The 24,241-nt window shown below is 73.1% G+C and carries 22 protein-coding genes; 11 read left to right on the top strand and 11 right to left on the bottom strand.

The annotated features are described in order from the left end of the window. Positions 1–306 precede the first annotated feature (306 nt). Together AC07B0_RS03305 and AC07B0_RS03300 are read right to left on the bottom strand one after the other, a co-directional pair. Positions 307–768 (bottom strand): hypothetical protein, encoded by a 462-nt coding sequence (locus AC07B0_RS03305; RefSeq protein WP_478896458.1) that lies wholly within the window; start codon positions 766–768, stop codon positions 307–309. Between the two features lie 349 nt (positions 769–1,117). Then, positions 1,118–1,498, bottom strand: a complete 381-nt coding sequence (locus AC07B0_RS03300) for a hypothetical protein (RefSeq protein WP_356880698.1) — start codon at positions 1,496–1,498, stop codon at positions 1,118–1,120. A 258-nt stretch (positions 1,499–1,756) separates the two neighbouring features. On the opposite strand from AC07B0_RS03300, the gene AC07B0_RS03295 reads away from it, so the two are divergent. After that, a complete protein-coding gene (locus AC07B0_RS03295; RefSeq protein WP_478896456.1) occupies positions 1,757–2,620 on the top strand; it encodes an alpha/beta fold hydrolase in 864 nt (287 codons plus the stop codon). A 265-nt stretch (positions 2,621–2,885) separates the two neighbouring features. Continuing rightward, a complete protein-coding gene (locus AC07B0_RS03290) occupies positions 2,886–4,100 on the top strand; it encodes an ATP-binding protein (protein WP_478896454.1) in 1,215 nt (404 codons plus the stop codon). A gap of 24 nt (positions 4,101–4,124) precedes the next feature. Here AC07B0_RS03290 and AC07B0_RS03285 read toward each other — a convergent pair whose 3' ends face one another. The 3 genes from AC07B0_RS03285 to AC07B0_RS03275 all read right to left on the bottom strand — a co-directional run bounded on the left by AC07B0_RS03285 (position 4,125) and on the right by AC07B0_RS03275 (position 7,020). Beyond that, the gene (locus tag AC07B0_RS03285) at positions 4,125–4,847 is read right to left on the bottom strand and encodes a dienelactone hydrolase family protein (RefSeq protein WP_478896452.1); all 723 of its coding nucleotides are present in this window, start codon (positions 4,845–4,847) and stop codon (positions 4,125–4,127) included. 215 nt (positions 4,848–5,062) lie between these two features. Continuing rightward, positions 5,063–5,728 (bottom strand): response regulator, encoded by a 666-nt coding sequence (locus AC07B0_RS03280; protein WP_469382065.1) that lies wholly within the window; start codon positions 5,726–5,728, stop codon positions 5,063–5,065. Beyond that, positions 5,725–7,020, bottom strand: coding sequence for a sensor histidine kinase (locus AC07B0_RS03275; protein WP_478896451.1), 1,296 nt, complete (start codon positions 7,018–7,020; stop codon positions 5,725–5,727). The genes AC07B0_RS03280 and AC07B0_RS03275 overlap by 4 nt, the downstream gene beginning before the upstream one ends. A 165-nt stretch (positions 7,021–7,185) precedes the next feature. Here AC07B0_RS03275 and AC07B0_RS03270 point away from each other — a divergent pair, with 165 nt between their 5' ends. After that, a complete protein-coding gene (locus AC07B0_RS03270) occupies positions 7,186–7,614 on the top strand; it encodes a DUF2690 domain-containing protein (protein ID WP_356871597.1) in 429 nt (142 codons plus the stop codon). A gap of 101 nt (positions 7,615–7,715) precedes the next feature. Here the strand turns inward: AC07B0_RS03270 and AC07B0_RS03265 are convergent, their stop codons facing one another. Beyond that, on the bottom strand, positions 7,716–8,204 hold the full coding sequence (locus AC07B0_RS03265; RefSeq protein WP_356871595.1) for an isochorismatase family protein: 489 nt from the start codon (positions 8,202–8,204) through the stop codon (positions 7,716–7,718). Positions 8,205–8,398: 194 nt separating this feature from the next. On the opposite strand from AC07B0_RS03265, the gene AC07B0_RS03260 reads away from it, so the two are divergent. From AC07B0_RS03260 to AC07B0_RS03245, 4 genes are all read left to right on the top strand, one after another. Beyond that, entirely contained in the window at positions 8,399–9,004 is a 606-nt protein-coding gene (locus AC07B0_RS03260) for a hypothetical protein (protein WP_469382063.1), read from the top strand. 76 nt (positions 9,005–9,080) lie between these two features. Continuing rightward, on the top strand, positions 9,081–9,866 hold the full coding sequence (locus AC07B0_RS03255; protein ID WP_469382062.1) for a hypothetical protein: 786 nt from the start codon (positions 9,081–9,083) through the stop codon (positions 9,864–9,866). Between the two features lie 105 nt (positions 9,867–9,971). Continuing rightward, complete coding sequence (locus AC07B0_RS03250; protein WP_469382061.1) at positions 9,972–10,388, top strand: hypothetical protein; 417 nt, start codon at positions 9,972–9,974, stop codon at positions 10,386–10,388. Between the two features lie 74 nt (positions 10,389–10,462). After that, positions 10,463–11,173 (top strand): MOSC domain-containing protein, encoded by a 711-nt coding sequence (locus AC07B0_RS03245; RefSeq protein ID WP_469382060.1) that lies wholly within the window; start codon positions 10,463–10,465, stop codon positions 11,171–11,173. 318 nt (positions 11,174–11,491) lie between these two features. Here the strand turns inward: AC07B0_RS03245 and AC07B0_RS03240 are convergent, their stop codons facing one another. Then, positions 11,492–12,715: a serpin family protein gene (locus AC07B0_RS03240; protein WP_469382080.1), complete on the bottom strand. Its 1,224-nt coding sequence runs from the start codon at positions 12,713–12,715 to the stop codon at positions 11,492–11,494. Between the two features lie 158 nt (positions 12,716–12,873). Continuing rightward, complete coding sequence (locus tag AC07B0_RS03235) at positions 12,874–15,264, bottom strand: xanthine dehydrogenase family protein molybdopterin-binding subunit (RefSeq protein WP_469382059.1); 2,391 nt, start codon at positions 15,262–15,264, stop codon at positions 12,874–12,876. Positions 15,265–15,584: 320 nt separating this feature from the next. Here AC07B0_RS03235 and AC07B0_RS03230 point away from each other — a divergent pair, with 320 nt between their 5' ends. Beyond that, positions 15,585–17,294: a PucR family transcriptional regulator ligand-binding domain-containing protein gene (locus tag AC07B0_RS03230; RefSeq protein WP_478896447.1), complete on the top strand. Its 1,710-nt coding sequence runs from the start codon at positions 15,585–15,587 to the stop codon at positions 17,292–17,294. A gap of 96 nt (positions 17,295–17,390) precedes the next feature. Next, positions 17,391–18,092 carry a hypothetical protein gene (locus tag AC07B0_RS03225; RefSeq protein ID WP_356871579.1) on the top strand — a complete coding sequence of 234 codons (702 nt, stop codon included), beginning with the start codon at positions 17,391–17,393 and terminating at the stop codon, positions 18,090–18,092. A 168-nt stretch (positions 18,093–18,260) separates the two neighbouring features. Here the strand turns inward: AC07B0_RS03225 and AC07B0_RS03220 are convergent, their stop codons facing one another. The 3 genes from AC07B0_RS03220 to AC07B0_RS03210 all read right to left on the bottom strand — a co-directional run bounded on the left by AC07B0_RS03220 (position 18,261) and on the right by AC07B0_RS03210 (position 22,326). Then, positions 18,261–18,698, bottom strand: a complete 438-nt coding sequence (locus AC07B0_RS03220) for a S26 family signal peptidase (protein WP_478896445.1) — start codon at positions 18,696–18,698, stop codon at positions 18,261–18,263. A gap of 75 nt (positions 18,699–18,773) precedes the next feature. Continuing rightward, a complete protein-coding gene (locus AC07B0_RS03215) occupies positions 18,774–19,361 on the bottom strand; it encodes a dihydrofolate reductase family protein (RefSeq protein ID WP_478896443.1) in 588 nt (195 codons plus the stop codon). 121 nt (positions 19,362–19,482) lie between these two features. Next, the gene (locus AC07B0_RS03210; RefSeq protein WP_478896441.1) at positions 19,483–22,326 is read right to left on the bottom strand and encodes an AAA family ATPase; all 2,844 of its coding nucleotides are present in this window, start codon (positions 22,324–22,326) and stop codon (positions 19,483–19,485) included. A 305-nt stretch (positions 22,327–22,631) separates the two neighbouring features. On the opposite strand from AC07B0_RS03210, the gene AC07B0_RS03205 reads away from it, so the two are divergent. Beyond that, positions 22,632–23,312 (top strand): helix-turn-helix transcriptional regulator, encoded by a 681-nt coding sequence (locus tag AC07B0_RS03205; RefSeq protein ID WP_478896439.1) that lies wholly within the window; start codon positions 22,632–22,634, stop codon positions 23,310–23,312. 168 nt (positions 23,313–23,480) lie between these two features. Next, positions 23,481–24,179, top strand: coding sequence for a Pvc16 family protein (locus tag AC07B0_RS03200; protein ID WP_478896437.1), 699 nt, complete (start codon positions 23,481–23,483; stop codon positions 24,177–24,179). Positions 24,180–24,241 lie beyond the last annotated feature (62 nt).

Below are 24,241 nucleotides of genomic sequence, written 5' to 3'. Positions count from 1 at the left end.
CTCGTTCAGCACCATTGCCAACGACAAGATTCGGGAATTCCCCCCGTAGGCATCCGGCCAAGGTCGTCGGCCGGACACGAAGATCTATTAGAGACAGCGTCGGGGGGCACGTCCAGGAAATTCACTGTGGCGCTCATCACACAGCAATTGCGGCCGGCCGGGGCAGTAAATTCTTGGTGAAATCATCCGGAGCAATGTCGCGAACGTCCGGACTACTCGTGAGTAGTCGGCCTGAACGGAACGTGGAAGAGGCGCGCGGACGCGCGCCTCTTCCACGTTCGAGTTGGTCCGAGGGGCCCCGGAGCGTCAGGGGGCGGACACCAGCATGCCGTTGATGCCGCCGCGGTCGGCGGAGGTGGCGTTGAACTCCACGATGACCATGCGGTCGGTGTCGTTCCGCCAGAGGACGACGTCGCCGGACGAGGGGGTCACGTCGCGAACGGTGCCGAGCACGTCGCCGGTGCCGCGGGCGACGGCCTCGAAATCGCCCCGGGTGACCGTCCCCGACTCGTTGACGCTCACGGTCACCGTCTCGCCCGGACTCGCATAGACCCTGTCACAGCGCTCGAAGGGGCCGGGCCGGACGGAACACGTGAACGGGGCGCTGTCCGCCGCCGGTACCGCGACAGCCTGCGACGCGGTACCGGTCAGCGGAACGGCCAGGGCGAGGCCGGCGACGGCACACGCCCACCGGCCGCGCCTCAGGGCGCGGCCCGGAACCCGTGTGCCGCCCACGGCCGTGGGGACCGGATCGGTGGAAGGCTTCATGTCCTGCTCACCTCGCGCACGCGCCTCGAGGTCACCGTCGCGGTGGCGTCGGGCTCTTGTTCGCCGGCCGGGCGTGGGTGCCGTCGCTGTGGGGCGATCGGCGGCCAACGGGCCGGTACGGGACGGTCGCGGTGTCCCGGTCCGTCGCCGGGGCGTCCGCGGCATCGTGGTCGGTGCGTGGTCCCGGACCGACGGCCGCTGCAGACGTACGGGCGGCCGACGCGTGTCCGGTCCGCGCGAACGGGGACATCGCGCACTCCCTTCGGATTCTCTTCCGGGGCGAGGGCACCCGCAACCCCGGCAGCGGGTGTCCCCGGGCGTGGCCGGCGCCTCGCGGAGTGCGCCCCGGTTACAGGACGGCCACCGTGAAGGCGTTGTCGACGTACCGGCCGTTGAGGTCGTAGGTGTAGACGGTGACGGCGTTCGCCCCGCACGTGGCGCTGGGTGCGGTGCTGAAGCTGCGGCGGTTGCTGTTGGGCAGTTCGACCTGCACCACGCTGAAGGCCACGTTGACCCGGTCGCTGACGTTCACGCAGTACCGGCCGACGTCGAAGCGGCGCACCCAGTTGATGTGCTTCGCGCGCTTCAGGACGCCCGTCGCGGTGACGTCCGCGGCGGCCTGCACGTACGGCGAGGTGATGGGTGCCGGATCGGCGGCCGCGGCGGCGGGTACCGCGAGCGTTCCGGTCAGGGCGGCAGCGGCGAACAGGACGGGTACGGAACGGCGCACGACGCACACTCCCAGTGAGGACGGCCCACCGTGGGTCGGGTGGGTGTTACCCACCCTCACCGGCGCCCACCGTGCCGAAACCGCGACGCCCGCCCGGCTTCGCCCGACCGGGCCGCAATGTCACCCACCTGGCCCGGCCGGACGGTCGGCCGCGACCACTGACCGGCCGTCCGGACCACCACCGGTGCAGGACGGCGGTGTTGCGCTGTGAAAGAAAGGCCTTGGCCGTCGGTCGGAGCCGGGGCTAGCTTTGCCGCCATGCGCGAGTTGATCACCGACGACCGTCGGACGTTGGCTGTGGAGGAGTGGGGCGACCCCGCCGGGACACCGGTCGTCTACCTCCACGGCAGCCCGATGAGCAGACTGGCCCAGTACCCGGACGATTCCCTCTTCCACGAACTCGGCATCCGGCTGATCACCTATGACCGGCCCGGGTTCGGGGGCTCCACACCGAGGCCGGGCCGTCGGGTCGTCGATGCCGCCGTTGACGTGGCCGCCGTCGCCGACGCGCTCGGCCTGCACCGCCTGGCCGTCTTCGGGGTGTCCGGCGGCGGCCCGCACGCCCTGGCCTTCGCCGCCCGGTATCCCGAACGGGTGACCCGCCTCGGGGTGCTGGCGAGTCTGGCTCCGCGTCACGCGGCCGGGCTCGACTGGACCGCCGGCATGAACGAAGGGAACTGCCGTAGCGCCGCCGTCGCGTTGACCGGCAGGCAAGCCGTCACGGAACACCTGGCGAACGTCGGAACGGCCGGTCTGCCGCCGCTGCCGGAGATCGAACAGGCGGTCCTTTCCAGGCCGGAGATCAGCGCGATGATCGGCCCGGCGTTCGCCGAAGCGGTCCGGCCGGGGCTGGACGGCTGGGTGGACGACGTCACCGCGCTCTTCGGCACGGAATGGGGGTTCGACCCGGCGGACATCACCGTCCCGGCACGGATCTGGCACGGCGGCCTCGACACCCTGGTACCCCCGGCGCACGGCGACTGGCTCGCGGCACGCATGCCGACCGCGACCCTGATCAGACAGGCCGACGCCGGCCACGGCGGGCACTTCGACGCCACCCCCGCGATGCTCGCCTGGCTGATCAGCGATGACGAGGGCGAGGCCCGCGCCCGCCGCTGCTGACACCGGGGTCACGGCCGGGGCGGTCGCGCCGGCCGGCGCGACCGCCCCGCTGCCGTCCCAGCGCCGTCCCGGCCACCGTCCAGGTTCGGCGGAATCCGCACCGCACCGGCCCGCCATCCGCCGCCTCGGATTCCAAGGCTCCGGGCCGGATCGGCCATCGCCCCTGACGTAGAATCACCACCCCGCTTCACAGATGAACCGTCCGCGGTCAGACGGCACGAAGGATGGGGACACGAGACGACGACAGTGCCGGGAGAGCCTTCGCATGGGTCTGAGGACCAAGATCGGGGCGACGATCACCGCCACCGCCGCCGTCGCGGTGCTGGTCACCGGAGTACAGGTGCCCGCCATGCTCGTCGACGACGAGCGGGAAACCGTCCTGGACCGGCTCCGGTTCGCCGAGCGGGTGCATCAGGAGTCCGGGAGGGTTGCCTACGGTGCGCGGCTCGATCCGCCCGGCGTCCCGCCCGCCTTTCGCGAACGTCTCGCGCAGGGACGCCACAGCACCTACCTCCAGGAGACCCCTGACGGGAGGATGATCTGGGCCGGCGTCTCCACGAACGGCCACCTCCTGGTCATGAACACACCGGTCAGCGCCGTCGTCACCCAAGTGGAACAGGCGTTGTGGAAGTCGGGCGCCGTCGGTGTCGGCGTCACCGGGCTGGTCAGCGTCGCCGTCGCGGCCGGCTTCGGGCGCAGGCTCCGCGCCTCCGCACGGACCGCGGAGCGGATCGCGGAAGGCGACCTGACGGCACGTCTGCCCGAAGGCGGCCGGGACGAGATCACCGCCCTGACCCGCACCGTGAACGCGATGGCCGACGCGCTCGGCAGCCGCCTCCAGGCCGAACGCGAAGTGACCGCCAACATCGCGCACGAACTGCGCACCCCCGTCGCGGGCATGGTGGCCGCCGCCGGGCTGCTGCCCGACGGCAGGGCCGAGAACATGGTCAAGGAACGGGCGGGCAGGCTCCGGGACCTGATGGAAGACGTCCTCGAAGTCGCGCGCCTGGACAACGATGCCGAGGAAGCCGACCTCCGCTGGGTGGAGGCCGGCAGGCTCGCCCGGAGGGCGGCCCGGGCCGCGGTGGAAGCACGCACCGCCCCCGGCGCGCCCGAACCCGACGTGCGGGTGGAGGTGGTCGAGGACGCGCGCGTGCACACCGACCCGCGGCGCGTGGAGCGCGTGCTGACCAATCTCGTCACCAACGCCTTCCGCCACGGCGCCCCGCCCGTCGTGATCGAGGTGACGGGGCCGGTGATACGCGTACGCGACCACGGACCGGGTTTCCCCGGACACCTGCTGTCCTGCGGGCCCCAGAGGTTCCGCACCGGCGCGGCCGGCACCGGTCTGGGACTCGGACTGACCATCGCCGCCGGACAGGCCCGCCTCATCGGAGCCGAACTCCGCTTCACGAACCCGGAGGGCGGCGGTGCACAAGCCCTCCTCGACCTCGGGGCACCGGCGGAATCGGACGACTGACCGGCCCGCCCGTCCGGCCGGGTCTCACTTCAGATGGCGGTCGAAGAACCGGTTCCCGTCCTCCACCTCGAACCACGGGGTACCGGTGTGCCCGCCCAGGTTGGCGTGCAGCGTCTTCTCCCTGGTACCGAAGGCCTCGAACAGGTCCAGGGCCCGTTGCCGCGGGTTCCCTTCGTCGTCCCACTGCAGCAGGAACAGCAGGGGAACGGTGACCTGCCGGGCCTCCTCGCGCTGGGCGCGGGGCACGTAGCCCCCGGCGAAGAGACCGGCGGCCGCGATGCGCGGCTCGACCACCGCCAGCCGGATGCCGACGGCGGTCCATCCCGAGTACCCGACCGGGCCGCCGATCCCGGGCAGCGCGAGCAGGGCGTCCAGGGTGGTCCGCCAGTCCGGGACCGCGTTTTCGACCAGCGGGCCGATGAAGGACTCGAAGACCTCGTCGACCGGTCCGCCGGCCCGCATCGCCCGGCGGAAGTCGGCGCGGGCCCGCTCCTCGGCGGCGGAACGGGGCCGGTCGCCGCACCCGGAGGCGTCGATGGTGGCCACCGCGTAGCCCTGCGCCGCGGAGTGCCGCGCCCGGGCCACCAGCCGGTCCGCCCCCTTGGGGAGGCCGTTGTTGTGGGCCATCAGGATCAGCGGGACCGGTGTGGCGGATTCCGGCATCCACAGGGTGCCGGGGATCTCGCCGAGGGTGAATTCGCGTTCGAGGACGCCGTCGTCGAGGCGTCGTTCGGAAGTGATGTGCATGGTCGTGCCTTTCGGGAGTGCTCGTGAACGGCGCTCCCGGACGACCTGTCTACCGTCCGACCGTGACCCCGGAGGGGAGCACCCATGTCTCTGCTGTGTTCACGGGTACCACCTCCTCGTTCTCTCGCACGGCCTCCGGAAACGTAGCAGTGGCCGCCGCGGGACGCCAAGCGGGTTTTCCCGGGAAGTGTGGCGGGCGATGTGGCGGGCGAGCCCTACGGGGTGCCCGGGACGACCAGGCCCGCCTCGTACGCCACGACCACGGCCTGGGCGCGGCTGTCCAGGGACAGTTTGGTCATGGTGCGGTTGAGGTGGGTCTTGACGGTGGCTTCGCTGATGTACAGCCGTTCGGCGATCTCGGTGTTCGACAGGCCCTTCGCGGCCAGGCGCAGCACCTCGCGCTCGCGGGCCGTGAGGGCGTCCAGACTGGCCGGGGTGTCCGGTACCGGGTCGGAGCGGGTGACGTAGGACTCGATCAGGCGGCGGGTGACGCTCGGGGCGAACAGCATGTCGCCGTGGGCCACCGCCGCGATCGCCTCGATCAGCTTGTCCGGCCCGGTGTCCTTGAGCAGGAAGCCGGACGCACCGGCGCGCAGGGCGGCGTACACGTACTCGTCGAGGTCGAAGGTGGTCAGGACGAGGACCCGCGGCAGGGGGTCCACCGCCGCGGCGAGGATCCGCTCGGTCGCGGCGGTGCCGTCCAGCCCGGGCATGCGGATGTCCATCAGGATGACGTCCGGCCGGGTGCGGGCGGCGGCTTCGACGGCGTCGTGGCCGTCTTCGGCCTCGCCGACGACCTCGATGCCGGGCGCCGCCCGGAGCAGGGCCACGAGGCCGGCCCGGATCAGGACCTGGTCGTCGACCACGAGGACCCGGATCATGCCGGAGGCCGGTTCTGGGCCCCGGGCGGGGGCGCGGCGACCGGAAGGGTGAGGCGCACGCGGAATCCCCCTTCGGGTCGTGGCCCGGCGTCGACCGTTCCGCCGTAGAGCCTCGCGCGTTCGCGCATGCCGATCAAGCCGTGTCCGGGCCCTGGTGCAACGTTGGCCGGATCCGGATGGTCGCCGCATCGCTCCGTGTCGGCACCCGGGCTGCCCTCCGCGCCGTCGTCGGAGACCGTGACGAGCAGTTCGTGCGGCCGGTAGGAGACGAGGACGGTGACCGCCGCGTGCCGCGCGTGCTTGATGACGTTGGTGAGCGCCTCCTGCACCACCCGGTACGCGCACAGTTCCACGCCGGGCGGCAGCGACCGGGGCGCACCGTCGGTCCGCAGGTCGACGGCGACTCCCGCGGCCCGCACCCGTTCGGCCACCTCCCGCAGACCGCCCAGCCCGGGTATCGGGGCGTACGGGGCGCCGCCGTCCTCGGCGTCCGCGGCGGAGCGCAGCAGGGTGAGGATGCGGCGCAGTTCCCGCAGCGCTTCCTGGCTGGTCTCGGAGATCGTCCCCAGCGCCGCGCGGGCCTGGTCCGGGGCGGACGGGAAGACGTAACCGGCCATCCCCGCCTGGACGTTGATCACCGCCATGTGGTGCGCGACGACGTCGTGCAGTTCCCGGGCGATGCGCCGCTGTTCCTCGGAGACCGCCTGACGCTCCCGCCACTCCTGCTCCCGGTGCAAACGGGCGGTGAGCGCGGCCAGTTGACCGTTGCGTTCGGTGAGTTTCCGGGCGCCGTTGCCGAACAGCCACACCACGACCGGAACGCCCACGGCCTGCACCACGGCGACGGTCAGGCCGAGTTCGGGTGCGGTGAGGCCGCTGTAGAAGACGACGGCCCCGTACAGCGCCGCGCACGCCGCGGCCGTGCGCGGCGGGCGCCGCGCGGCGACGCCGTACAGGGCCACGGCGGGGGCCCAGAAGTTCAGGGAGGGCTGGTATCCGGCCAGGAGGTAGCAGGCGAAGGCGAGGCAGGAGACGACCAGGGCGCACACCGGGGCCCGGCGGCGCAGGGCGAGCGGCAGCCCGACCGACGCGGTCAGTACGTAGGCGGTGGTGTCGAAGGGCGGCCAGCCCGCCGGGTGGTACTGCCGGCCGGTGATGGCGGCGGCGGCGGTCAGGCCCACGGCCAGCGCGGCGTCGGCGAGCCGCGGATCGACGGAGCGGAGCCGGTCGGCCTGCCAGAGCCCGAAGCGCATCGGCGCACTGTACGCGGCGGCACCCGGCGCGGTCGTCATACCAGGGGTGTAGCGGGCGGGGGTGCCGTACTGACGCAGGGGTTTACCGCGGTTGTCCACTCTGCGGTTGACGCCTGGCGGGGGCGTCCGGGGGGACCGTACAGGGGTCCGAACGCACGCCGTCCGGCGTGCGGATCACTCCACCGGTCGACGTAGGGGGATCACGTGCACATCAAGAAGAGGGCGGGCGTACTGACGGCGGGAGTCGCACTGCTGGCGGGCCTCGGGCTCACGGGCACGGCGGCGCAGGCGGCTCCCGGTGCGGGGGCGGGCGGGGCGGCGGCGATGGCCTGCTCGACGTCCAACGCGGTCACGAAGAGGACCGCGAGCGTCGACTCCATCCAGATCGAGCTGCGGTACAGCACCTCCAGCCGCTGCGCCTGGGGCCGGATCTACTCGGCCGACCCGGGCGACAAGGTGTGGGTGGACCGCTCCTCCAACGGCGGAGGCACCTGGACCGGGCCCATGGGCATGACCACCGTCAACTCCGGCAGCGACACGCACACCCCCGCGTACGACGACGCGGGTTACGTGATGCGGGCCTGCGCGTGGAACGACACGACCGGCACCACGCGCTGTACGGGCTGGTACTGATCCTGCGGTGACGCGGTCGCCTGTCCACGGGGGGCGGGCGAGCGCGTCACCGCACCTCGGCCGGACGCCGCCCGCCCGGGACGTGGCATGGCGCGGCGTCCTCAGAGGTAGGACGCGGTGGTCCGGACCTCGCCGATCCGGGCGAAGACCCGCTGCACGGTCAGGGTGTGCTCGTCGGCGGCGAAGCCCGACATGGCGTCCTCCGCGAACTCCACCTCGTACCCGCGGTCCGACGCCGCCCAGGCGGTGGCCGCCACCCCCATCGTGGTCACCAGGCCGCCGAGGACGACCGTGTCCACGCCCCGCTCGCGCAGCCGCTCGTCCAGCCCGGTGCCTTCGAAGGCCCCGACGGTCCGCTTGACGATCTCGACGTCCCCGGGCCGCACGAGCCCCTCCACGTACCCGCTGCCGGGCGGCTGTTCGGCCACGCCGGGCCGTTCCACCCGCACCACCACCACGGGCAGTCCCCGTCCCCGGAACGCTTCGGCCAGCCGGCGGCAGCGCTCCGCCACCTCGGTGCCGGAGTACGGGGCCAGCGGCAGGGCGACGATACGGGGCATCAGATCGATCAGGATCAGCGCAGGGTTCACCCGCCGATCCTACGGCCGGCCGCCTCCCACGCCGCCCGCCGCCCGCCCACCGCCGGCTTCCGGCTCACGTCGTGGACATTCCGGCACGGACACCCGTGGAAGCACCGCCTGCGGCGTACGGTCGACCGAGTGGCCGAGCCTCCCCGGCGGGGGCCGGTCCTCCTCGACGCCCTGCCCCGGACGGGAGCCCGCAGATGCGCTTCTACGCTCAGATCCCAGCACGTCGGAACCGCCAGGTACTCGCGGACCTGATCGCCGTGGCCCTGATGGCCGTCGCGGTGTGGTTCGCCCTCGCCGTCCACGAAGCGATCATGCGGCTCGCCGAGCCGGGGCGGAGGGTCGAGAGCTCCGGCGACGGCCTCGCCACCGCACTCGGCAACGCCGGGGACGCGGCCTCGAACGTGCCGCTCGTCGGCGGCCTGCTCGAAAAGCCGCTCCGGTCGGCGGCCGGCGCCGGGACGGGGCTGGCCGACGCCGGACAGTCGCTCCAGGACGCCGTCGGCCAGGTGGCCGACCTGGCCGCCACGGTACTGATCGTCCTCCCGGTGGCCTTCGTGCTCCTCCTGTGGCTCCCCGCACGCCTGCGCTGGATCCGGCGCGGCGCCACCGTACGTCGCCTCCTCGACGCGCCCGGAGGCGCCGACCTGCTCGCCCTGCGCGCCCTCACCGGCCCGCTGCGCGACCTCGCCGCGCTCCCGGCCCCTGCGGGCGGTCTCGCCGACGCGTGGCGGCGCGGGGACCAGCAGGTCATCGCCGAGCTGTCCGAGGTCACCCTGAGGCGGGCCGGTCTGCGGCCCTGAGGGGCGGGGCGCGGACGCCCCGGCACCGAGCCCACCCGGGCGGCGGTCCGCGGGCCGTCCGGCTTAGGGTCGGGGGATGACGGAATCCCCCGAACTCGCAGCGGTCCTGCCGTGGTTGCTCGACCGCAGGCGGTCCGGGCCGCAGGCCCGGGCCTCCGACGGGCCTGCCGGGGCGGGCGCCGAGGCGGTGCGGCTCGTGCTCGCGGGGGAGGCGCCCGACGAGGAAGTGCTGCGGCAGCTCGCGGCCACGCTCGGGCTCCACGCCGTCGACCTGTTCGTCCTCGCGGGGCTGGACGTGCCCGACGACATGGCGCCGACGGACCAGGCGGCCGCCCCGTTCGCCCCGCGCATCGTGATGAACGCGGCCCACCTCCCCCCGGCGGACCGGCGGGAACTCCTCCGCCTGGTCCGCTCACTGCCGCGGGAGGAACCCCGTTCGCCCTTCGCGCCATGGGAGTTCGCGCACATCGGCGACGGCCCGGGCGGCCGGCTGATCCGTATGTTCTGCCATCGCAACCTGCGCTGGTCGGGCCTGGCACGGGTGATGGCGGTCCTGACGCCGACCTACCTGTCACCGTCCACCTACGGTGTGATCGGCGCGGGCCGCAAGGAACTGACGCCCCGCCTGGTGACGGACTTCGCCGCCCTGCTGGGGATCGACGCCGGCGAACTGGCCGTACTGACCGGCGTCACCCTGCCCGAGCCGCCCCCGCCTCCGGCTCCCGAGGCCGTGGACGCCGCCGGGCTGCTGTGGGAGCTCCGGTACCTGTCCGAGGCGCAGGCCGAGCACGTCGCCGCACTGGCCGAGTCCCTGCGCGGGGACTCCTGCCGCGAGTACCGCCTCAACCTGCCCGCGTGGTGAAACCGGCCGGCCGGCGCGGTGGCGGGCGACGGCGGGCTGCGCCGCCTGCTCGTGTCGCAGGCGCTCGCTCGTCGTCTAGCCTCAACTGGTCGAAGGGGTGGTGATATGGATCAGACGGTCTCCGAGGCCATCGGCTACTCGGCCGGCTGTCCGGACTGCGGTGCGGAGCTGGAGTGCTGGGGCGTCCAAACGCTGGCCCACGGCTCCGTGGTCTGGGACACCGAGTCCCGCTGTGCGGCCTGCGGGTTCGCCGTGGCGGACTGCGGCGGTGAGCTGCCGTCCGCGCTGCGGGGCCGGCTGCTCTCCGAGCGGGGGCCGGCCCGCCTCCAGGTGGACCCGACGGCGAGGAACACCTCGGTCATGCGGGTTCTGCGGGCAGAACTCGGCATCGGTCTGGCGGAGGTCAAGACCCTGCTGCGGGAGATCGCGGCCGGAGCCCACTCGGGCACGATGCCCGAGATGGAGTTCCTGGCCCGCAAACTGCGCGCGTCTGGCGTCGATGCTGTTGCCGTTCGCCCGTAGGGGCCCTACACAGGGCGCCAACCTCCCACTTCCTGCCCGAAATCGGGCAGGAACTCTCTTGTAGCCTCTGCGGAATGACTCACACGGTGGGAACGGTCGAGCGCATTTGGCGGTATCCGATCAAGTCGACGGGAGGCGAACGACTGGAGCGAGCGGATGTCGACCCCCGCGGTCTCGTCGGCGACCGCCTCTTCGCGGTGCGCGACGGCGAGGGCAGGTTCGGCTCGGGGAAGAACACCCGAAGGTTCCGCCGGATGCCCGGCCTGTTGCAGTTGCGCTCTCGGTACCCGGAGGGGACGGAGCGGCCCGAGCTGCTCGATCCGGACGGCGTGACCGTCGCGGAACCGACCGCCTACCTTCGCCGATACCTCGGCCGGGACGACGTCGAACTGGCCCGCGAGCAAACGATCTCCCATTTCGACCAGCTCCCGCTCAGCGTCCTGACCACGGCCACCCTCGACTGGGTGCGCGCGGCCGTCCCCGGGGTTCGGGTCGACGAGAGACGCTTCCGGCCGAACCTCCTGATACGGACCCCACCGGGCACCCGCGCGTTCGTCGAAGACGAATGGTTCGGGTGCAGGGCGTGGATCGGGTCCGCCCTGTGCGTGGAGTTCGTGCGCTCCAGCGAACGGTGCGTCATGACCAACGAGGCGCAGCAGGACCTGCCCCACTCCCCGCTGGTACTGCGGGCCATCGCGAAGGCCCATCACGCCCGGCTGGACGCGCTGGCCACCGTCGTGACGCCCGGTCGGGTGAGTTCCGGGGCCGCTGTCACCCTCGTATGAGGCCGAGGGCCTCGATGGCCGCCCGATTCGGGTTCGGGACCGGCAAAAAGGCCCCGGTCTCCTGAAGGAGGCCGGGGCCTTGGTTGAGCGCTGGGCAGGCCTTGCACCTGCATCCCCCCACGGGAAGTGGGGTGTCTTTCCTTGGACCACCAACGCCAGACCCGTCAGCCGCTGTTCACGGCCGCGAGTACGAGATCCAATATACAGCAGGGACGACCTTGAAACCCGTCGGGCTCACGCCGGGCTGACCCGGAAGGCCGACACCGGGCGGGAACCGCCCCATGAGCAGGGGCCGACCGGCCCGGTCGGCCGACGGCGTCACCATTCGCCCCGCGCTTCGCGGTACGGGTTCGGGTCCGTGACCCAGCCGGCCGTGAGGACGAGGCGCGAGGCCCGGTGCACGGCGAGGAAGCCGAAGGGGCGGCGGAAGGTGGCGTACACCTCGGTGTTCACGTACTTCTCCTCGGGAAGCGGGGCACTTCCCGCGGCCATTTCCATGGCGGTGACCACCGCGGCCTTGAACCCCTCGTCGGTGAACGCCGCGGTGACGGCCTGTCTCGCGGAGCCGATCGCCATGGGTCGGCCGCTGATCCCGGGGAAGTGCCCGGCGGACGGGTCGCCCGCCGAACCCAGCCCGAACAGGTCGGCCCGCGCCATCAGATCGTGGTTGGCGGCGATGTCGAAGGCGACGGTGCTGACGTGCAGCCTCGGCGGGACGGGACGGAAACTGCGCACCTCGGCCACCCGCACACCGGGTCCGGCCTCTCCGTACGGGAGGCGGCTGCCCGGCACGAGCCGGTGGCGGCCCGCGAGGACGTCCACACCGGCCTTCAGTACCCGGCCCGCGGTCATCTGTTCCTCGCCGAGGAGCAGATGCACGTCGATGCCGCCGGTGCCCACCACCCTGAGGTCGGTCACCTGCCCGTCAGGCGTGTCCGCGACACCGACGCGGTCGAGCAGTGCGGTGGTGCGGCTCAGGCCGGCCAGCTCGCGGCCCTCCCAGGGGCCCGACACGGGTCTGGCCGAGTCAGGGGTGAAGGGGCGTATCCACCGGGTCTCCAGGGCGAGTGCGCTGGCCAGCACCAGGAGGGAATCCTTGTTCAGCTCGACCGGCATGCGCTGAATGCGTCCGCGCGTCCGCTCCGCCGCCCAGGCGTCGAGTGCCTTCCGGTCGTGCCGGAGCCAGCCGGAGAGCTTCCGGTGCGCATGGGAGGGCAGTCCGGCGGCCCACTCCTCGCGCACCTTCAGTTTGCGGCTGCTCCACAGGCCCACCGCCAGGTCCACTCCCGGGAGGGCGTCGAGGGCGACGATGCCCTCACGTGCCGCCCGGGCCGCCCGCTCGGCGGGAAGTCCGACGGCCTCGGCCAGTTGCGCGCGGGCTTCACCGCTCGCGGCGTCGGCGAGGAAGGCCAGGAGCGGCCAGACGCCCGCGGCGGAGAACGTCGTTCCGCCGTCCGTCCGCTCCGCCCAGCGTGCCGTCAGCCCGTTGACCGCGTCGACCGTCTCGTCAACCGCCCGCATCGTCGTACTCGTCACCCGCATACCGCCCCCGTTCGCCCCGCACGTGTCGTGCGAACGGTACATCAGCATGATCCACACGGCGGGGTCGGCAGGTGGCGTCCCAGGCCGGCGGCCTCCCTGTGGGTCGCCGGGCGCCACTGCCGACGGGGCGGCGGCGCCCTGGAGCCGTGTGGGCCGGGTCAGGCCCCGATGAGGTGCTCGGGGCGGATCGGCGTCTTGGTGAGTTGCAGGCCGGTCGCCGCCCGGATCGCCGCGATGACGGCCGGGGTGGACGACAGGGTCGGGGCCTCACCGATGCCGCGCACTCCGTAGGGCGCGTTCGGGTCCGCCATTTCGAGGTAGTCGACCGGGATGGTCGGGGTGTCGAGGATGGTCGGGATCAGGTAGTCGGTGAAGGAGGGGTTGCGGACCTTCGCGCTCTTCGGGTCGACGATGATCTCCTCCATCACGGCGACGCCCAGGCCCTGGAGGGTGCCGCCCTGGATCTGCCCGACGACGGACAGCGGGTTGATCGCCTTGCCCACGTCCTGGGCGACGGCCAGCTCGACGACTTTGACCAGGCCCAGTTCCGTGTCCACCTCCACGACCGCGCGGTGCGCGGCGAAGGAGTACTGGACGTGGCCGTCGCCCTGGCCGGTGACGAGGTCGAAGGCCTGGGTGGGGCGGTGGCGCCACTCCTCCTCGACCTCCACGACCTCGTTCTCCAGGACGTCCGCGAGGGAGGCGAGGACCTCGCCGCCGTTCGTGACGACCTTGCCGCCCTCCAGGAGCAGTTCGGCGCCCTCCCACGCCGGGTGGTGGGCGCCGAACTTGCGCCGGCCGATCTCCAGGACCCTCTCGCGGACGATGCGGCAGGAGTTCTTCACCGATCCGCCGGTCATGTACGTCTGGCGGCCCGCCGAGGTCGACCCGGCCGAGCCCACCTGCGTGTCGGCGGGGTGGATGGTCACCTGCTGGACGCCGAGTTCGGTTCGGGCGATCTGCGCGTGGATGGTGACGCCTCCCTGGCCGACTTCCGCCATGGCCGTGTGGACCATGGCGACCGCTTCGCCGTTGATGACCTCCAGGCGGATCCGGGCGGTCGAGTAGTCGTCGAAGCCCTCGGAGAAGCCGACGTTCTTGATGCCGACCGCGTAGCCGACGCCGCGGACGACGCCCTCGCCGTGCGTCGTGTTGGACAGGCCGCCCGGCAGCGCGCGCACGTCCGCCTCTCCGTCGGCGGTCTCCCACTGGCGGACCGGGGGCAGCGGGCGGGCCTTGACCAGGCGCAGCAGTTCGGCCACCGGGGCCGGTGAGTCCACGACCTGGCCGGTGGGCATGACCGTGCCCTGTTCCATGGCGTTGAGCTGCCGCAGCTCGACCGGGTCCATGTCCAGTTCCGCCGCGAGCCTGTCCATCTGGGCCTCGTACGCGAAGCAGGCCTGGACGGCGCCGAAGCCGCGCATCGCGCCGCAGGGCGGGTTGTTCGTGTAGAGGCCGATCGCCTCGATCTCGACGTCGTCGATGACGTAGGGGCCGACCGAGAGGGACGCGGCGTTGCCGACGACCGAGGCCGTGGACGAGGCGTAGGCGCCGCCGTCGAGCACGATCTTGCACGTCATGTGCGTCAACTTGCCGTCCCTGGTGGCCCCGTGCTCGTAGGAGAGCTTCGCCGGGTGCCGGTGGACGTGGCCGAAGAAGGACTCGAACCGGTTGTAGACGATCTTCACCGGTTTGCCCGTGCGCAGGGCGAGGAGGCAGGCGTGGATCTGCATCGAGATGTCTTCCCGGCCGCCGAACGCGCCGCCGACTCCGGCCATCGTCATCCGCACCTTCTCCTCGGGCAGGCCGAGGACCGGGGCGATCTGCCGGAGGTCCGAGTGCAGCCACTGGGTGGCGCAGTACAGGTCGACGCCGCCGTCCTCGGAGGGCACCGCGAGGCCGGACTCCGGGCCGAGGAAGGCCTGGTCCTGCATGCCGAAGGTGTACTCGCCCTTCACGATGACGTCGGCGCGCTCGCGGGCCTCTGCCACGTTGCCGCGGATGATCGGCTGGCGGTGGACGATGTTCGGGTGCGGGACGTGACCGATGTGGTGGTCGTCGCGGTCCTCGTGCACGAGTACGGCATCGGGGGCGGTCGCCGATGCCTCGTCGGTGACGAGGGGCAGTTCCCGGTACTCGATCCTGATCTTCGCCGCGGCGCGGCGAGCGGTCTCCGGATGGTCGGCGGCGACCAGGGCGACCGGCTCTCCGTGGTGACGCACCTTGCCGTGCGCGAGTACCGGAGTGTCCTGGAACTCCATGCCGTAGTTCTTCATCGCGGCCGGCAGGTCGTCGTAGGTCATGACGGCGTGGACGCCCGGCACGGCCGCGGCCTCGCAGGTGTCGATGGAGACGATCTCCGCGTGCGCGACCGTGGACCGCAGGAGCTGGCCCCACAGCATGTCCTCGTGCCACATGTCCGAGGAGTACGCGAACTCGCCGGTGACCTTCAAGGTGCCGTCCGGGCGCAGCGTGGACTCTCCGACGCCGCCCGTCGTCCGCGAGCCCTGGGTGACGTTGGTGGGGATGCCGCTGGTGGTACCAGCCATGATGTGACCGCCTCTTCCTGACGTTCCGGATGTTGTCGGCGGGAGCGGGGATCGCCGGGTGCCACGACCCCCGTGCGCGGCGCGCCGCACGACGCTCCCCGCCCCGTTCCGGTTCGGCCGATCCGGGGCCTGAACTCGCTGGTCGCTGTCGGCCGAACGCTCAGAAGTAGACAGCGCGGACAGCGGGACGGGGCAGTCACCGATCACTCAGAGACCGCTGCGCCGGTACCTGTGGAAGACGGTGCTTTCTCACCGCGCCACCCCGGTGACCTGTGGTGATCCATGTCCCGCGGAGGACGTGGCATGAGAGGGTGGCGATCATGCGGCTACGTGAACTCCTGGACGTCGACGAGCTGGGGCTGCGTCCGCTCGCGGGCGCGGACCTCGGCGACGACATGCTCGATCGAGCCATATCCGCCGTCCCGACCATCGACCGGGCAGACCCCGGCCGCTTCCTCACCGGCGGCGAACTCGTCCTCACCGGGCTCGCCTGGTGGCGCGAGGACGGAGACGCCGAGGCCTTCGTACGCGTCCTCGCCCGGGCGGGTGTCACGGCCCTCGCCGCCGGCGAGGTCGAACACGGACGCGTTCCGGACGACCTGGTGCGCGCCTGCCGCCGCCACGGCCTCCCCCTCGTCGCGGTGCGACCGGAAACCTCGTTCGCCGCGGTCACCGAGCACGTCCTGCACCGTCTGCACCGGCAGGACGGTGTCGGCAGCCTCGCCGCCGTGGTCGAACGCCACCGGATGCTCCTCGCCGACCAGAGCTCGGCGGACCTGGTGCTCGACCTCCTGCGGGAGAGCCTCGGTGTCGACGTACGGGTGCTGTCCGCGACCGGCCGTCAGATATCCGGGGCCCGGCCCCCGCTGCGCGCCAGGACCGCGGCGGCGCTGGCCGCGAGGTACCTGGCCGCGCGCCGCGCACGCGAGGCGGCGGCTCCCCACGTGGTGACGGTCGGGGGCCGGCCCTACTCCCTCGTGGCGGTACCCGACGCGAGCGAGGTACCCGGTGTTTCCGGTGTTTCCGATGGTTCCGGCGTTCCCGACGCCCTCGGGCCGGGGTCGCATGCCGAAGAGCTGGGCGACTGGCTGGTCGTCGTCGAGGCCGACATGTCGGACTGGCCCGCACCGGACGCGGAACTCCTGGGCCGGCTCGTCGAACTGGTCACCGACGCGCGATCCGCGCACGAGCGGTCGAAGGCCGCGCTCCGGGACCTCGCCGGCCGGGCCCTGGAACTGCTGCACGGCACCGTCCCGGCCGAGGAGATACCCGTCCGGCTGCGCAGTACCGCGCAGTCCATCGTCAGCGGGCAGCTGACCTGGCCGCGCGAACAGTTCGTGATCGCCCGGGGAGAGTGGCACGGGGGCCGCCCCGTCCCCGCCGCGGCCCTGCGCGTGCTCCTGGAGGAGGCCCTGCTCCAACCGGACGGCCCGGTGCGGGTGTCGCCGCAGGACATCGCCTCCACCGTCGACGGCGAACAGGCCGTCCTCCTCGTCCTGGTGCCCGAACCCACGCCCGGCCTCCCCGACCCTTCCCTCGACTGCGCCGCCCTCCAGCGCCGCCTCGCGGCGGCACTCGCGCGGTGGCTCGGCCCGACGGACCGCGTCTGCGCCGGCGTCAGCGTTCCGGTGGACGAACCCGGGAACGCCCGGCGCGCCCTCGAAGAAGCCCGCAACGCCCTACGGATCGCCCGGGCCGGCCACGAACGGGTGACCGTGCGGGGCCCGGACGACCTCACCACCCACATCCTGTCCCTGCTCCCCCTCATCCCGGCCGACAGCCGGCGAGCCTTCGCCGACCGCCTCCTCGGCCCCCTGCGGGATCACGACAGACGCCACCGGACGGACCTCGTGACCACGCTCCGCACCTTCCTCGACTGCGACGCGTCCTGGACCAACTGTGCCGCGCGACTCCACCTGCACACCAACTCCCTGCGCCACCGCGTCACCCGCATCGAACAGCTCACCGGTCGTGACCTGTCCGGTCTCGAAACCAGACTGGACTTCCTGGCGGCCCTGAGATCCGGCTGATCGGTTTCGGAATCTCCGATTGCGGGGACTTTGTCCCAGCATCTCCATGATTGTCCCGCGCCGTGACGGCGCCCGACGCGACAGCCGAGGTAGACCATGGGTTGGAAGGGCAGACGCCGGACGGCCACGTCGGCGGTTCTTGCCGGAGCGATCGCCCTCGTCCTGGGGGCGCCCCCCTCGGTCGGCGCCCAGCCCCGGACCGGGACCGCGCCGTCGGTCGGGGACTCCTCCCCGACGCCGCCTCCGCCCCGGCTCCCCCGCGACTTCCGCGGCAAGGGCAAGTGGATCGTCCGGGACCTGGACATCACGGTGCCGTTCACCTGGGAAGGGCGGGACGGCGACAGCCAGATGACCGCGGGGGGACCGCAGTACCCGATCTGGTTCACCAACCTGATCTACCACGACACGCTCTACACGCTGACGTACAAATGGCCCGGCCTGACCGAACACCCCTGCTCACGCATCCCGGGCTTCAACCTGGAGCAACTGAATGAGGGGTTCGAGAACGCCCGGTTCGTCGGGCGGGAGACCCTGCGGCGCACCCCGCAGCGGCACGTGAACCACTGGAGGGTGGGCGTGGTCCTCCCGGAGCTGCCTCCCGGCAACTACCCGCGTCTGCCGCTCGCCCTGGGCGACATCTACGTCGACGAGAACGACCGGGGCACCTTCTGGCAGGTACTGCAGTTCGGCGTCCAGAACCTGTACGACCCCGAGCTGGACGAGTGGCTGGTCATGGACACCTTCGAGCACCGGCCCGGAACCGTGACGCTGCCCAGGCGGTGCGAGCCGCCCCGGTGAACGTGGCCGCCGGTCAGGGCCGGTACGCCGGGGTGGCTCATCAGTGGGTGCGGGCCTCGGCGGTGGCCTTCAGGTCGCCGAGCCATGTTTCGAGTCCCTGGCGGAGGATGGCGGTCGCCGTGGGGACATCCGCGTCGACCTGAGGACCGGTACGGGTCTCCTCGGCGGTCAGCTCCAGGGGTAGACGACCGCCCGCTCGGCCCGGCGGCGGACGACCCGAGAGGCGAACGCCAGGGTCGCGCCCACCGCGATCAGGACCAGACCGCCGAACAGGGCGGCCCGGCCGGCGATCCAGGCCGCTGCGGGATTCCCGTCCGCGGCGACGACGCGGTACTGCACCGCCGAGACGGGGAACGTGCCGGTCTCCTCGGAGGACGCGGCCCCTTCCTCGGGCTCGAACTGGTCGCTGATCGGCGTGGAGCGGCTGTCCGGCAGCACGATGAGTCTCCCCTCGGGCACCTTCACCTCGAAGTCGTCCGAACCGCCGCTCACGACGGCGTGGTCCGTGTACGGTTCCGCGAGGACCTTGCCGTTGAGCGTGAGATGGGCGTCGCCGCTCCGGTAGGCGAGGGTGTCCCCGCCCAGCGCGACCACCCGGCCGGCCACCGAGCCCCCGTCGGGATGCTGGACGGGGGCGGCTCACGGCGGAGGGCGCTGCGGGGCTTCGGCCGGGGGGTCCCCCTACGGGCTCGCCTGGGGCGGGGGCCGGCGTGCCACGCGGTAGCGGAGGTAGACGCATTTCGAGCCGAGGGTGCGGGTGTCGACGAGTTCGAGATCCACCCGGCGCTCGTCCCGGGGGAAGAACGGGATGCCACCGCCGACCAGTACCGGGTGGACGATGGCCTGGTACTCGTCGATCAGACCCGACGCGGCCGCCTCGGCGGCGAGGGTCGCGCCGCCGATCGCGATGTCGCCGTCCCCCGGCTCGGCCCGCAACCGCTCGATCTCCTCCGCCACCCCTCCGGAGGCCAGGCGGGCGTTGCCCTGGACCGTCGACAGCGTCGTGGAGAACACCACCTTCGGGAGCGGGTTCCAGAGCGAGGCCCACTCCCGTTCGGGGACGCCGAGCGACGGGTCCTGGTCGGCGGACTCCCAGTACAGCATCGTCTCGTAGAGCCGTCGTCCCATCAGGTGGACGCCGACCTGTCGGATCTCGTCGATCCAGAAGCGGAAGACCTCCTCTTCGGGCGTCGTCCAGTCGAAGCCGCCGTCCGGCCCGACGATGTAGCCGTCAAGGGAGACACCCATCGAGTAGGTCACGCTGCGCATCTGAAGTCCTCCTCGGGAACAGGACCGACCCTACGGCCGCCACCTCGCAGGGGGCCGCGGAACCAGGTCGTGTCGCCGTCGAAGTCGCTCCCCGAACCGGCGGCGGGGCCCCGCTCCGGTGTCAGGCCGGTTCCGTGACGTCGGCGACCGGGGGGCGGGCGCGGGCCAGGGTGGCGGGCAGGTCTGCCCTGCGGCGTATGCCGAGCTTGCGGTAGGTGCTGGTCAGGTGGGTCTCCACGGTGCGGCGGGCCAGGTGCAGCAGGTCGGCGATCTCGGTGTTCGTCCGCCCCGCCGCGGCGAGTTCCGCGATGCGGCGCTCGCTGCCCGTCAGGGCTCCCGAACCGGTCCGCGCCGCGGCCGGGACCCGGGCGCCGCCCTCGCGGAGGGCCTGCTCGGCCAGGGCGAGCAGCCGCAGGCCGCCCTTGCGTTCGGCGAGGTCCGCCGCTTCGCGCAGCCGGTCACGGGCGCGCCCCCGTTCGCCGGCGGCGAGGAGCTGGCGGCCCTGGGCGAGGAGGGCCTCGACCAGTTCCATTCCGGCGTCGGCGGGCGCGTCCCTGAGGGTCTCGACCGCCTCCTCGGCGAGGTCCAGTCCCCGGCGGCCGCCGGTCGCCGCGCCGAGGACGCGCAGCGCGCGTCCCACCGTCCGCGGGGTGTTCCACACCCGGGCCAGCCGCAGCTCCTCGGTGGCCAGGGCCAGGGCCTCCTGGCTGCCGCCGAGCGCGAGGCGGCACTGGGCGACCGCTGTCCGCCAGGGGGTGACGACCGGGCTGAGCACCTCACGGGCGGTCTGGCGGCGGCCGCACTCCAGGAAGTCGTGGAGCGCGCCCGCCGGGTCGCCGGCGTCGAGGCGCTGCACTCCCCGCGCGTAGAGGAAGCGGTTCAGCTCCCATGATTCCGGGGCCCGGCTCAGGTCGAAGGCGTCGGCGAGCCGTGCGGCCTCCTGTGCGCGCCCCGTGTGTACGAGGGCCATCAGCACGTGGGCGTCCCGGTTGGAGGGGCCGCTGTGGGCGCGCGCGGCGACGGCCGCGCCGTCGCCGCGCACGGCGATCAGGCGGGCGACGTCTCCGCGGGCCGCGGCGATGTCCGCGCGGGTGTTGAGCAGGGCGTGCTCCATGGGGTGGAGCAGTGCGGGGTGCTGGCCGGCCAGGCCCCGGTCCACGAGCCGCTCGGCCTCGTCGAGTTCGCCGGCCCATTCGGCGACCGCCGCCGCCGTCCCCAGCAGGAACGGCTCGGCCAGCGGGTCGGAGGGCTGGGCGAGCAGGGCCCGTACGCGGTTCATGGCCGTGCCGGCCGAGATCAGCCCGGCCGTCGCCTCGTACCGCACCAGCAGGGCCCGGCTGGCGGTGCCGACGAGTTCCGGCGCGTACTCGCCGCTCTCGGAGAGCCTGCGGTAGGTCTCCTGACGGGTCGCGAGGTCGGCGTCGGACAGCAGCGCGGTGGCGGTCTGCACGGTGCGGGTGAGCCCCGGATGTCCCGCCAGACCGCCCTCCGTGCGCCGCAGCACCTCCAGTGCCGTGGTGACCTCGCCGCGGCCGACCAGGGCCGTGCCGAGGGCGACGGCCGCACGCACCCGGTCCCGGGGCGCGGCGGGCAGGTGCTGTGCCTCCGCCAGACGTGCGATCGCGACCGTGCCGTCGGCCGAGGCGTACTCCAGTGAGCCCAGTTCGGTCAGCAGCTGCTGGCGCCGGTCGTCGGGGAGCGGTTCGTCCAGGGCGCGGCGCAGGTAGCCGGCGGCGTCGCCGGGGCGGGCGTCGTGCACCGCGACCGTCGCCGCGTCCCGCAGGACGCGCAGTGCCCAGGGGAGCCCGTCGCCCGGTGCGCGCAGCAGATGGGCGGCGACCGCCTCGACGCGGTCTCCGCGGCGCAGCATCGCCTTCGCCGCCACCCGGTGCGCCGCCTCCCGTCGCTCCGTCGGCCAGCCGTTCAGCACGGCGTCCCGCAGCAGCCGGTGGGCGAAACGGGGCAGGCCGGTGGGGTCCGGGCGCAGGAGTCCGATGCGGGTCGTCGCGGTGAGCCAGCCGCTGACCCGTGCGGGATCCGCACCGGCGGCCTCGGCCAGCACCCCGGCCACGTCCGGTACCAGCGGGGTGCCCGGTTCGCGCCGGGGCGGCTGTTCCTCCGCGTCCGGCCACGCCTCCTCCAGCGCCGCGAGGCAGCGGGCCACCTCGGCCGTCGCGGCGCCCGCGCTGTCCAGCCACCACGATACGGCCGCCGGGTAGCTGCCGGGATACAGCGCGGCGCAGGTGTCCGGCAGTGGCGGGACCGTGTCCGCCACGGGGCCGGTCTCCCGGGCGCCGCCGAGGTCGTCGAGCAGGGCGTGGAGCAGCAGCGGGCTGCCCGCGCCCGCCCGTAAGCACTCCGCCGTCCAGTCGGGTCCGGCCGCCGGCACGGCGGCGCGGACGAGCCGCGCGGCGGCCGTGTCGCTGAGCGGGTCGATCGTGTGGGTGCGCACGAGGGACGGCGGCAGGGACCGGGCGAGCCCGGCGCTGCGGGAGTCGATGTCGTACTGGCTGCGTTCGCTCGCCACGAGCAGGAGCGGTAATCGGTCGATGTGGCGTACGGCTTCGCGCAGCCAGCGGCGTGACGGGGCGTCGGCCAGGTGGACGTCGTCGACCGCCAGCAGCAGCGGGCCCTCGGCCGCGTACGCACGCAGCAGCCGCCACAGCCGGGCGGCGCTCCCGCGGTCGTCACGGTCGGGTCCGAGTTCACTGAAGTCCGGTACGGGTCCCAGGAGTTGCAGCACGGTGGCGAACGGCACCGCGGTGTCCTCGGGCGAGCAGCGCGCCCGCAGCACCCGCAGGCCCCGGCCCGCGGCGTCCCGGACGGCGGATTCCAGTACGGAGCTGCGGCCGGTGCCGGTGGCTCCCTGGAGCAGCACCAGGCGGCCGGAACCGGAGCGGGCCCGTTCCGTTTCGTCCGTGATCAGGGTCTGGGCGCCGTCGCGTTCGAGGAGCGGTTCGGTCATGGGTGCCTCCTGCGCTGAAGGGTTGTGCTCCGCCGCCGGGTGAGACGACGGAATCCGTGCCGGGGTGGTGTGGAGTGGCGTACCTCACTGCCGGCGTCCGGGAGTGCCCCGACTCCGACGGGACGTGCCGTGACCTGCTGCGACGCACGGGCAGGAGGCCGGTCTCGTGGTGGTCGCCGACGGGGTCTCGTGGTGTGGCTCGTGGTGCTCCACGATTGCGGTCCCCGTGGCGCCCGCAGAAGGGTGGGAGCTGCTCATCCGCTACGGCCCGCGCTGCGGGGTGGGCCGCCGAACAGGGGAAACGGTTGCTCAACTCATCCCGGACCACGACCACGTCCTCTCCCCCGGTCCGCTGCGCGGGCTCCACGAACCGGCGCGTTCCGGTGGCGGTGTCCGCCGCCGATCCGATCAGCTTCGAGGGAGCGGTCGGCCAGTTGCGCAGACGCCCGGAGGTCGAGCTGCGCGAGGAGTCCGGTCCGGGCACGGTGGCCCTGCTGGTGGAGGACGCTCTCGACGAGGCGGCTCTGACCCGGCTGCGCCGGATCGTGCGCGGCGAGGGGGCGCGCGTCGTTCTGGTGGTGGGGGCGATGCGGGAGAACGAGCTGCTGGAGGTGGTGGAGTGCGGGGTCGGCGCGATCGTCTGGCGTCACGAGGCCACCGCCGAGCGGCTGGCGCAGGCGGTACTTGCCGCGCACCGCGGTGACGGCGACCTGCCCGCCGATCTGCTCGGCCGGCTCATCCACCAGGTGGGCACGCTGCACCGGGGTGCGACGGGCGCGCCGGGGGCGCCGTTCCTCGGGCTCACCTCCCGTGAGGTGGACGTCCTGCGTCTGGTTTCGGAGGGCTTCGACACCGGTGAGATCGCGGGCAAGCTGTCCTATTCCGAACGGACCGTCAAGAACGTCGTGCACGGCCTCACCACACGGCTCCACCTGCGCAATCGGGCCCATGCCGTGGCTTTTGCCCTTCGGGAAGGCTACATCTGACCGTCCGGGCAGCCGGAGGCGGCGGGGGCGTGTCCGCGGGGGCAGGGCGCACTGCCCGGCTGCCGTCCCCCGTGCCCCTGCGGCCCGGGCGGCCGTTCGGGGGACGATCGACGGTGGACGACGGGCGGGGCCGGATGCGGCCGTGCGGGCGGAATCGGGAGTGCAGGCGTGATCCACGAGGTGGACGAGATGCTCAAGGGCCTCTTGGGCGGCGGGGCGTTGACGGGGGCGGGCATCGAGGTGTCCTTCGAGGCGCCGACCCGTGACTGGGCCGCCCGCCGCAACGCCCCCGTGATCAACACCTACCTGTACGACATCCGGGAGGAGGTGGCCCGGCGTCAGCGCGGGCAGACCGCGGTGCGGGACGACCGCGACGTGGTCGTGCGGCGGAGGCAGCCGCCGCGCTGGTTCAGGCTGTCGTACCTGGTGACGGCGTGGACGAAGACCCCACGGGACGAACACCGGCTGCTGTCCGCCGTGCTCGCGACGCTGCTACCCCGCGAGGTGCTGCCACCGGACGAACTGCCCGGCTCCCTGCGGACGCTGGGGCTTTCCGTGCCGCTGACGGTGGCCGGAACCCAGACGGAGGCACGGTCGCTCGCCGAGATCTGGTCCGCGCTCGGCGGCGAACTGAAGCCGTCCCTCGACCTCGTGGTGACCGCGCCCTTCCCGGCCTTCCCGGAGTACGACGCGGGGCCGCCCGTCACCGAGGGCGCGACGCTCCGGGTCGCCGGTCCGGACGGCGGCCCGGCGTCCGAAAGCCGTTCGCACCGTCCCCGCCAGGTGGCGGCCGCCCGGGAGGCACGGGCCGCCCGCAAGGGCGCGGCCTCCCGCCAGGAGACCTTCCGCCGCCCGGACCCGCGGTGAGCGCCCCGTACGCCGTCTCGGCGCCGGGCCCGGACACGGCGGGCGCCGGGGCGCCGGCGGAC

Source organism: Streptomyces sp. NPDC044704 (assembly GCF_056433525.1).
Note: the sequence above shows the minus strand (reverse complement) of the source record. Positions and strands in the feature narration are given on the sequence as shown.